The sequence below is a fragment of the Stenotrophomonas maltophilia genome (assembly GCF_003970865.1).
Classification (GTDB): domain Bacteria; phylum Pseudomonadota; class Gammaproteobacteria; order Xanthomonadales; family Xanthomonadaceae; genus Stenotrophomonas; species Stenotrophomonas maltophilia_AR.
Genome location: NZ_RXLZ01000032.1, coordinates 44445 through 54658 on the forward strand (window position 1 = coordinate 44445; position 10214 = coordinate 54658).

Sequence of the window (10214 nt, forward strand, 5' to 3'; positions counted from 1 at the left end):
AGCCTCGGGCTCACGTCGTTCAGCGACCGCAATGCCTTGTGTGACGGGGGTTCAGCCAGTCGCCCAACGACTCGCCGCTGGCGGGCTTGGCGGCCATGCGGGGCCGCATGCTGCATCGCAACTGGAGTTACAGGTCCTGTTCGTAACGCACGTACGGCACGGTGCCGTCGTCGTTGCTTTCATTGCGTGGGGAGAACGGATTCTTGCCGCGGCTGATCACGTTCTCGGCGCCAACGGTAAGCTGGCCGGACCACGGAGTACGCCAGGTCAGGCCGATGCCCAGGCCTTCCCACTTGCCGGGCTTGCCCGGCACGTCGATCACGCGGCCGATGATGCTGCCGGTGAAATTGCCGTAGCCGGCGCCGATGCTCAGGCTCTTGCTGTCCCAGCGGTCGACGATGGACGGTGCGGCGTCGGCCAGCGGCACCAGGCGGGCCTTGGCGTAGGTACCGGCAATCGAGACAAAACCCTCGCGGCCGATGTTCTTCTGCGCGAATACGGTCAGATCGTTTTGCTCGGCGCGCAGCGAAGGTGTCTTGTTCGGGCCGGACAGCCACGCCGGCAGCGTTTCACGGCCGGTGCCCGCGGTGATGCCGAGGCGGCTGCTGCCGCGGTTCAGCGCGGCGGTACCGGTGAAGCGGCGACTGTTGAGGTCGTCGTCGTCACCCAGGCTGGCCAGCATGCAGTGACTGGCCAGGCCGCTCATGCTGGTTCCGCTGCTGCTGTTGCAGAGCAGGCCCAGCGAGTCGCCGGAGGACAGGCCGAAGGCCGCATCCAGCGAGTTGCGGCCGAAGTGCCAGCGGGCGCCGGCGGCCTGTTCACCCGTGGGCTCCAGGTACAGCAGGGCCTCGACCTTGCCGCTGCCCTTGTTCCATACCGGCAGCACGGTGCGGGTGTCCTTGCTCTGCGCGTGCACGCCCGTGATCGCGCCAAGGGCGATCAGCAGGGCCAGCGGTAGACGCAGGAAGGTACGCATCGGACCAGTTCAGACAGGGACGGACAACGGAAGTTCCCGCGGAGACGGGAACTTGATCCTAGGGCGTTTATGAATTCTTAACAAGCCTTGATCCCCCCAGATGCAAGACAAGCCGTTTACTGAAGCCGTTCAGGCGCCGGTACAGTCCCCTCGGCACCGTGGAACAGTATGCCGAACTCCGTCAAAGGAAAGTGATACTCCCGCCCGCAGAATTCGCAACGGACCTCGACGGCGCCAGTGTCCGCGGCCGCGGCACGGGCCTCGTCCTCGCCCAGCGACTGCAGCATCGACGCGACCCGCTCGCGCGAACAGGAGCAGGCGAAGGACAGCGGCTTGTCGCCCATCAGTTCCGGCTTCTCTTCGTGGAACAGGCGGTGCAGCAGCTGCTCGGCCGGGGTCGCCAGCAGCTCGGCCTTGCCCAGGGTCTCGAACAGGGCGCTGGCACGCGCCCAGCCGTCCTCGTCACCCTCGTCGCCCGGCAGCTTCTGCAGCAGCAGGCCGGCGGCGCCGTTGCGGTCGGCGGCCAGCAGCAGGCGGGTCGGCAGCTGTTCGGACTGGCGGAAGTAATCCTCGAAGGCCTCATCCAGCTCCGGTGCGGTCAGCGCGACCAGGCTCTGGTAGCGCTGCGGCTCGCGCGGGTCCAGGCCCGGGTTCTCGATGGTGATCGCGAGCAGCGCGTCATCACCCAGGCTGGACAGGTCGCGCGGCGCATCGGCGCCCTCGCTGAGCTGGGCGATGCCGCGCAGGGTACCGGCGGCGGTGCACTCGGCGAACAGGGTGCGCAGGGCGGTGCTGGTGCGCAGCTGGATCGAGAGGCGGCCGTCGATCTTGGTGTGGCCGGTGAACAGCGCCGAGGCCACGCAGGCCTCGCCGAGCAGTTCGGCGGCGGTATCCGGGTACTCGGCGTGGGACAGGATCTCCTGCCAGGTCGCCTGCAGGCGCACGTGGACGCCACGGACGCCAGCGTCGGGAAGCAGGAAGCGGATCAGGGAATCGGGGTTGGCGGTCATCGGCTCACATCGCGCGTAAACGAGGGCGGTTGCCGGATAATGCGCCGACAACCGGATAGAAGAAGGATGCACCAGTAATGGGGGCAGGGGGAGAGCAGCACAAGGTGGAGGCCATCGCGGAAGTCCCGCGCCGCAGGCGCTGGCGCTGGAAGCGGCTGCTCTGGCTGCCGCTGCTGCTGGCCGCTTTCAGCTGCCTGCAGGTACTGGTGCTGCGGTTCATCGACCCGCCGGTATCCACGGTCATGCTGTGGCGCTATGGCGAGGCGTTGGGAGAGGCCGACTGGTCCTATCGCCTGCACTACCAGTGGCGCGACCTGGACCAGATGGCAGCGAGCCTGCCGATCTCGCTGGTGGCCGCGGAGGACCAGCGCTTCCCCGACCACAACGGCTTCGACCTGCAGGCCATCGAGAAGGCCCGCGACCACAACGCCAAGGGCGGACGCCTGCGGGGGGCCAGCACGATCAGCCAGCAGGTCGCCAAGAACCTGTTCCTGTGGCAGGGCCGCAGCTGGATCCGCAAAGGCCTGGAAGTCTGGTACACGGTGCTGATCGAAGCACTGTGGCCGAAGGAGCGCATCCTGGAGATGTACGCCAACATCGCCGAGTTCGGCGATGGCGTGTATGGCGCGCAGGCAGCGGCACAGACGTTCTGGGGCAAGGACGCGGCCCGGTTGAGTCCAGCCGAGAGTGCACGGCTGGCGGCGGTGCTGCCGGCACCGCGGCGCTACAACGCGGCAAAGCCAGGGCCGTACGTGCAGCGGCGCGCGGCATGGATCCAGCGCCAGGCACGGCAGCTGGGCGGCGCGGCATACCTGTCGGAAGATTGAGGGCACATGCCCACGAGGCAGCAGGCCATGCGCCTGCAGGCAACGTACAATCCGGGCATGAATCGCGAACGCCTTACTTTCGTCATCGCCGCCTACAACGAGGAGCAGGCGCTGCCGTGCCTGCATCCCCGCCTGTGTGCCGTGCTGGACGGAATGCCCGACATCGATGGCCACATCCTGTATGTGGACGATGGCAGCCACGACGGTACCTGGCAGGTGATCGCAGGATTGGCGCAGGGCGACGCGCGCGTATCGGCGTTGAAGCTGTCGCGCAATTTCGGCAAGGAGGCGGCGCTGACTGCCGGCCTGGATCTGGTGCGCGAAGGCGCGGCGATGATCCTGGATGCCGATGGCCAGGACCCGCCGGAACTGGTGCCGCAGTTCGTTGCGCGCTGGCGCGAAGGCCATGACAACATCTATGGCACGCGCATGGCCCGCGATGGCGAGGCCTGGATCAAGCGCGCCACGGCCGCGGCGTTCTACCGGGTGATCGGTCGCCTGTCACGCACGCCGATCCCTGCCGATACCGGTGACTTCCGCCTGCTGTCGCCGCGCGCGCTGAGCGCGCTGCGCGAGATGCGTGAACGCCATCGCTTCATGAAGGGCCTTTTCAGCTGGGTCGGATTCAAGCGGATTGCCGTGCCCTACCACCGCCACGCGCGCGTGGCCGGCTCCAGCAAGTTCAGCCTCTGGCGGCTGTGGAACTTCGCGCTGGAGGGCATCACCGGGTTCTCGACCGTTCCCCTGCGGGCGGCGACCTACATGGGCCTGGCAACGGCAGCGGTGGCCTTCGTATTCGGCGTGTGGGTGATCGCCAAGGCGGCCCTGTACGGTGACCGGGTGGCGGGTTGGCCGACGATGATGGCGGTGATCCTGTTCCTGGGCGGGGTGCAGTTGATCGCGCTGGGCCTGATCGGCGAGTACCTGGGACGGCTGTACGAGGAATCCAAGCAGCGCCCGTTGTACCTGGTTGACGCCTGGCTAGCATCCGCCGTGGCAGACTCGGCCCTGCAACCCACCCTCGGAGGGCAGGCAGATGACCACGGTACGGCAACTGTTGGACGGCAAGTCTCCTGAAGTACATGCGGTCGCGCCGGATGCGGCGGTGATCGATGCGATCCGGTTGATGGCGGAAAAGGGCATTGGCGCGGTGCTGGTGATGGACGGGCCGCGGCTGGTCGGAATCCTTTCGGAGCGCGATTACGCGCGCAAGATCGTGCTGCGTGATCGTTCGTCGCGGGATACGGCGGTGGCCGAGATCATGACGGCGAAGGTGGTGACGGTCTCGCCGGGCGAACAGGTAGAGCATTGCCTGCAGCTGGTGACCGACTACCGCATCCGTCACCTGCCGGTGGTGGAGGGGGCGCAGGTGCTGGGGGTGATTTCCATCGGCGACCTGGTGAAGTCAGTGATTGATGCGCAACGCAGGGAGCTGGATCAGCTGCAGCAGTACATCGTGGCGGGGTGAGTTTTTCGCTGGCGGGCCTGCGGCCCGCCGGCCCGCTTTTCGAAGCTCAAAGCCAAAGCCAAAGCCAAAGCCAAAGCAGCGCCTATCTGATACGTCGGGAGGCGGAGGGCATGGCCGTGCCCTCCGCCTCTGGACACGTTCCTGCGAGCGCGGTGGGTCCATGCGCGGTGGCTCGCCTTTGGTAGCCGCCAACCTTGGTTGGCAACCGCTTTTGACTTTGTTTTTTCTTTTGACTTTGAATTTCCGCTCTCGTTCCGCGCGCGGGAAACTGTCGGGAGCCGGAGCAAGGCGGCAGGCAGGACCGTGAGGCGCATGGATGCGCCGACCGAGCCTACAGGGACGTATTTACGGCGTGTCCTGCCTGTCGCCTTGCTCCGGCTCTACGCGCGGAAAAACGAGACGCCACGAACGAACGCTCCTACTTCGCATACTGCCCACCGCAGTCGGCATCCTTCCCCGGCCCCAGTTCGATGGTCGCCAGCAACGCCGCTGGCGGCGCGATGCTGCCCAGCGCCAGGGCCACGGCGCCACGAATACCCAACGCCTTGAAGTCCGGGCGGAACGACGGGTCCTTGAACGTGCCGGCGATGTGCAGTGGCGAGCGCAGTACCAGGATGCTCTTGTCCTTCGGGCGCGGTTTCAGCAGCAGGTCCAGGGCCTCGTCGCGCAGGCTGACCGTGCCTTCGCCGATGAGGATCGTATCGGTGGTGTCCACCGCCAGCGCCTGGCTGGTCATCAGGCCGTCGCGCACGCCGAAGTCGGCGAAGGCGCAGCGCAGGGGAATCTGCTTGTCGCCGGTCACCAGGAATTTCAGCGATTCGGTGATGTCCAGCCCCGCCAGTTCCATCACCAGGTTGCCGACATGGCCACGGCCCATCGCCAGGCCGACCTTGCCGCTGCTGCTGCCGAGCATGGCGGCGATCGAGTTGCCGCGGCCGCTCAGGTCCACTTCGCCGCCGATGCCGCCCTTGGCCTGTTCAGCCAGTTTCGCGTCGGGGAACAACTGACCCAGCTGCACGCCGCGCACGCTGGCCTTCAGGGCGGTGCTGATCTGCGGACGCCGCGCGTCCATGCGGATCGTGCTGCGGATGTCGCCACCGGCGACGCCGAAGTTCAGCGGATCCAGCCGCAGCACGCCGTCATCCAGCAGCAGGTGGGCATCCATGTCGTCCAATGGCAATGACGGCGCGTTGATGCGGTGGGCTTTCCAACGTACGTCGGCATCCATCGCACGCAGCTTGCCGAGGTTGTACGGCGTGTCCGGTAGCACTCGCGCACGCGCGGCGACCCGTGCGGCCTCGGCCTTCTGTTCTGCGTTGGCGGTTTCGTCGCCGCCGGTCTTTGGTGGCGCACCGACGAAGCCGGCGAGGTCATCGAAGTCCAGGCGCTTGGATTCCAGCGTGGCGGTTAGTCGCGGGCGCGCGCCGCCCACTTCGAACTGCAGGTTGCCACCGAGGTCGCTGTCACCGACCTTGCCGGTGAACTGCTCGTAGCGCCAGATGTCGTGGTCACGCTTGAGCCGGCCGTTCAACGCATAGGGCGGCGACGGCGGAATGGCGATGCCGAGCAATGGGTAGAGATCGGCCAGGTCCTGGCCGCTGAGCGCGAACTGCAGATCGAACACGCGCAGCTGGAAGGGATTGGTCAGCGTGCCACTGGCCACCGCGTGGGTGGCGCCTGCTCGGCCATCAAGATGGATGCGGAACGGATGGTCGCTGTCGGTCAGCTCCAGCGGTGATTCCGTGCCGCCACGCAGGGTGAACGGATTGCCCTGCCAGTGTCCCTTGCCCTGTACCAGCAGGGGTGGCGCCGCGTCGGCCTGTTTCGGCTGGCCGCTGCGCACGTCCACGCGGATGTCGGTGCGGCTCAGTGCGTCGAGGAACTGCAGGCGACCGTCGTCGATGTGCAGCCGCTTGAGCTGGAGGCTTGCCCCGCCGGTGCTGTTGCCGAGAAAATCCCAGTTGCCCGGGTCGCCCTTGCGCGGTGCGGTTTCCAGCAGCACGTCCGGCCGGGTCAGGCGTACTTCGGGCAGCTGAATGCTACCGCGCAGCAGGGGCCAGACCCGCACGTCGATCTCGACGCGGTCGGCGCTGGCCATATCGGGTTGTTTCGCCCAGCTGGCATTGGCGAAGGTGATCGCATCGGCGCGGATCGTGCTGGTGCGGCCGAGGTCGACATCAAGGTTCCCGATGTGCAGCACACGGCCGGTGCGTGCCTGCACCGCGCGCTCCACCGGTCCCTTGAACCAGTTCCAGTCCCACAACGCGACCAGTACCAGGATCGCCGCCAGCAGGAAGATCAGGATCGTGAGCCAGCGCCGGCCTCGTGGGCCGGGGCGGCGGAGGCGCCAGCGGGTCGTGCGCTTTGCGGCAGGGGAGGCGGCAGCATTCACGCTGCCATGGTTGCCCCCTCTTCGTGGACAGGGCGCGAAGCGTCCATGTGCATGGTGTGCACACGCCGCGTTCGAGCGGCGGTTTATAGCACCTGCATGGTGACCGCGACGAAGTGGCAGACGCTGCCACCGATCACGAACAGATGCCAGATGGCATGCGAGTACGGGATCGATTCACGGTGGTAGAAGTAGGTCCCCAGCGTGTACGACAGGCCGCCGGCGAACAGCCAGGTGAGGGTGCTGCCGTCGATCGAGGCCCACATCGGCTTGATCGCCACGACCACCAGCCAGCCCATGGCGATGTAGATCACCGTTGAGAGCACCTTGAAGCGGCCGGTGTAGAACAGCTTGAACACCACGCCGCCCAGCGCAAGCGCCCAGATCGCGGTGAACAGGCCCCAGCCCCACGGGCCGCGCAGGCCGATCAGGGTGAACGGGGTATAGGTGCCCGCGATCAGTACATAGATCGCGCAGTGGTCGAATACCTTCAACCGGCCCTTGGCGACCGGATGCTGGATGGCGTGATACAGGGTGGAGGCGGTGTACAGCAGCAACAGCGCGATACCGAATACGATCGCGCTGGCCAGCTGCCAGCCGTCGCCGTAGATCGCCGCCAGGGTGATCAACACCGCGCTGGCTGCCAGGGCGAATACCGCGCCCAGGCCATGGGTCAGGGCGCTGGCGATTTCTTCACGGATCGAAGCAATGGACGTCGTGGACATGGGCATGGGCATCGTTCACGGGGAGGGGGACCCGCGTCCCCCTATCATCGCCGCGATGGGCGACATGTGCACGCCCGTCACCGTATGGTGGGTGAATCCCTGCGTTGCGCCGATGAACCGGTGATCGGTAGATCCACGCCATGCGTGGATGAAGCCCCGGCAGCGCTGGGGTCAGAGCCCTTTCCTGCGGAAAGGGATCCGACCCCTTGGCATCAGCCTGCCGAAACGGTATGCGCCGCTTCGCGGGTGGCCGAGAAGCGCACGTCCGGCGAGCGTTCCTGCGCCAGCTGCAGGTTGACCCGGGTCGGTGCGAGGTAGACCAGGTGGCCGGCGGCATCCAGCGCCAGGTTCAGCGCGTTCTTCTCGCGGAACTCTTCCAGCTTCTTCTCGTTGCTGCAGTGGACCCAGCGTGCCGTGCTGACGCTGACCTGCTCGAAAGTGGCTTCCACGCCGTACTCGTCCTTCAGGCGGTAGGCGGCCACGTCGAACTGCAGCACGCCGACCGCACCCAGAATCAGGTCGTTGCTGGTCAGCGGGCGGAAGAACTGGGTCGCACCTTCTTCGGACAGCTGGGCCAGGCCCTTCTGCAGCTGCTTGAGCTTGAGCGGATCACGCAGGCGTGCGCGACGGAACAGTTCCGGCGCGAAGTTGGGGATGCCGGTGAAGGTGACCGCTTCGCCTTCGGTGAAGGTATCGCCGATGGAGATGGTGCCGTGGTTGTGGATGCCGATCACATCACCCGGCCAGGCTTCGGCGGCGATCTCACGGTCGCTGGCCATGAAGGTCAGCGCGTTGGCCAGCTTCATTTCCTTGCCGGTGCGCACGTGGAAGGTCTTCATGCCGGCGCTGAAGCGGCCCGAGCAGACCCGCATGAACGCCACGCGGTCGCGGTGCTGCGGGTCCATGTTGGCCTGGATCTTGAACACGAAGCCGGTCAGCTTGTTTTCTTCCGGGGCGATCTCGCGGCCGGTGGTGGAACGCGCCTGCGGCGACGGGGCATGCTCGACGAAGAAGTCCAGCAGCGGCTGCACGCCGAAGTTGTTCACGCCCGAGCCGAAGAACACCGGGGTCTGCTTGCCAGCGCGGTAAGCGTCCAGGTCGAACGGGTGGCTGGCGCCCTGCACCAGTTCCAGTTCGTCGCGCAGGTCGGCCAGCATCTGTGCACCGATCTTCTCGGCCAGGCCGGGGGCATCGATGGACGGGAAGATGGTCGAGTCCTGACGGGTGAAGTTGCGGCCCGGCTCGTACAGGTGCACTTCACCGGTCAGCAAGTGGACCACGCCCTTCAGGCGCTGGCCCATGCCGATCGGCCAGGTCACCGGCGCGCACTGGATGCCCAGCACGGTTTCCACTTCATCCAGCAGCTCGATCGGGTCCTTGCCCTCGCGGTCGAGCTTGTTGATGAAGGTCATGATCGGGGTGTCGCGCAGGCGGCACACTTCCATCAGCTTGATGGTGCGCTCTTCCACGCCCTTGGCCACGTCGATCACCATCAGCGCCGAGTCCACCGCGGTCAGCACGCGGTAGGTGTCCTCGCCGAAGTCGGCGTGGCCGGGGGTGTCGAGCAGGTTGACGATCTTGCCTTCGTACGGGAACTGCATCACCGAGGAGGTAACGGAGATGCCGCGCTCCTTTTCCAGCGCCATCCAGTCGGAGGTGGCGTGGCGGGCGGCCTTGCGGCCCTTGACCGAACCGGCCATCTGGATCGCGCCGCCGAACAGCAGCAGCTTTTCGGTCAGCGTGGTCTTGCCGGCGTCAGGGTGGGAGATGATGGCGAAGGTGCGGCGACGCGACGCTTCGTTGGCGACTTCGGACATGGCAGTGGCGCCCGCCCGGGGCGCTTTTCAAAGAGATAAGCGCCCGATTATACCGGCCGGGGCCGTTCAGCGCCCGATGCCGCCCTCGGCCTCGCCCTGGCGGGCGAACTGCAGCTGGCCCTGCTCGGCGAAGATGCGTGCCGGCACCGAGCGCAGGCCCATGCCGCGGTTGACCTGCACCACGAAGTGCAGGTGCGGTGCGCTGCTGAAGCCGCTGTTGCCGGACAGGCCGATGGGCTGCCCGGCCCCCACCGCCTGGCCGCGACGCACGCGCATGCCGCCGGCCTGCAGGTGGCCGTACAGCGCCATGCTGCCGTCGCTGTGCAGCACGCGGATGAAGTTGGCGCGGGCACCATCACGTTCGCGGTCCTGGCCGTTGCCACGGAAGCCATCCTGGATCTGCATCACCGTGCCCTCGCGCGCGGCCAGCACCAGCGTGCCCTCCGGCAGTGCGAAGTCGACCGCGTCGCGGTTCTCCTCGTCATCGTGGCTGAACCGGCCCTGCGGCGCCTGGTCCACGCGCGGACGGGCCGCATCGAACGGCAGGCGATAGGCGACATCTTCGGCCTGTGCGGCCGGATTGCCTGGTACCGACTGCAGGCGCAGATCCAGCGTGCGGCCATCGAGCGGGGCGGGCAGGTGGCCGACCACCAGGCTGCTGTCGCCCTGGATCAGCGATTGCACCGGCAGCCCTTCGACCGGACGGCCGGGGGCGGCGCGCAGCTCGATCTGCAGCGGTCCTGCCAGCCCATTGTCGATCCGGGCCTGCCATTGCGTGCCGACCTGCTGCAGGCGCAGCTGGGCCATGGGGGCGGCGCCCTCGGTACTGCCTGCGCGGGCGGTTGGGGCGGAGGAGGGGACCAATCCCCACCCTTGGCCCCCGTCGTCGGACTGTGCGTCGCCGCCGCCCACCAGCGCCCCACCCGACCTGGACAGGGGAGGCGCGGCACCCTGGCTTTCCTCGAGGTGGCCCCCTGGGGTGTTCCCCCGCCCTAAACGGGG

At 67.1% G+C, this 10214-nt stretch carries 9 protein-coding genes; 3 read left to right on the forward strand and 6 right to left on the reverse strand.

Annotated features, from left to right (window positions below):
• Positions 1-127: 127 nt before the first annotated feature.
• Positions 128-976: an XOO1806 family protein gene (locus EKL94_RS12170; protein ID WP_049420960.1), complete on the reverse strand. Its 849-nt coding sequence runs from the start codon at positions 974-976 to the stop codon at positions 128-130.
• Between the two features lie 116 nt (positions 977-1092).
• Positions 1093-1986, reverse strand: a complete 894-nt coding sequence (gene hslO / locus EKL94_RS12175; RefSeq protein ID WP_126929306.1) for an Hsp33 family molecular chaperone HslO — start codon at positions 1984-1986, stop codon at positions 1093-1095.
• A 77-nt stretch (positions 1987-2063) separates the two neighbouring features.
• Between hslO and mtgA the strand changes: the two genes are divergently transcribed.
• From mtgA to EKL94_RS12190, 3 genes are read left to right on the forward strand one after another with little or no spacing between them, the layout of a single operon-like run.
• Positions 2064-2813: a monofunctional biosynthetic peptidoglycan transglycosylase gene (gene mtgA, locus EKL94_RS12180; protein ID WP_126929307.1), complete on the forward strand. Its 750-nt coding sequence runs from the start codon at positions 2064-2066 to the stop codon at positions 2811-2813.
• 57 nt (positions 2814-2870) lie between these two features.
• Complete coding sequence (locus EKL94_RS12185; RefSeq protein WP_126929308.1) at positions 2871-3890, forward strand: glycosyltransferase family 2 protein; 1020 nt, start codon at positions 2871-2873, stop codon at positions 3888-3890.
• Positions 3850-4281, forward strand: coding sequence for a CBS domain-containing protein (locus EKL94_RS12190; protein WP_019336409.1), 432 nt, complete (start codon positions 3850-3852; stop codon positions 4279-4281). The genes EKL94_RS12185 and EKL94_RS12190 overlap by 41 nt, the downstream gene beginning before the upstream one ends.
• Positions 4282-4699: 418 nt before the next feature.
• On the opposite strand, the gene EKL94_RS12195 is transcribed toward EKL94_RS12190, so the two are convergent.
• The 4 genes from EKL94_RS12195 to EKL94_RS12210 all read right to left on the reverse strand — a co-directional run bounded on the left by EKL94_RS12195 (position 4700) and on the right by EKL94_RS12210 (position 10148).
• Complete coding sequence (locus EKL94_RS12195; protein ID WP_126929309.1) at positions 4700-6673, reverse strand: AsmA family protein; 1974 nt, start codon at positions 6671-6673, stop codon at positions 4700-4702.
• An 83-nt stretch (positions 6674-6756) separates the two neighbouring features.
• On the reverse strand, positions 6757-7395 hold the full coding sequence (gene trhA, locus EKL94_RS12200) for a PAQR family membrane homeostasis protein TrhA (protein WP_126929310.1): 639 nt from the start codon (positions 7393-7395) through the stop codon (positions 6757-6759).
• Positions 7396-7607: 212 nt separating this feature from the next.
• The gene (locus EKL94_RS12205) at positions 7608-9212 is read right to left on the reverse strand and encodes a peptide chain release factor 3 (RefSeq protein WP_126929311.1); all 1605 of its coding nucleotides are present in this window, start codon (positions 9210-9212) and stop codon (positions 7608-7610) included.
• 66 nt (positions 9213-9278) lie between these two features.
• The gene (locus tag EKL94_RS12210; RefSeq protein WP_440862117.1) at positions 9279-10148 is read right to left on the reverse strand and encodes a M23 family metallopeptidase; all 870 of its coding nucleotides are present in this window, start codon (positions 10146-10148) and stop codon (positions 9279-9281) included.
• Positions 10149-10214: the final 66 nt, after the last annotated feature.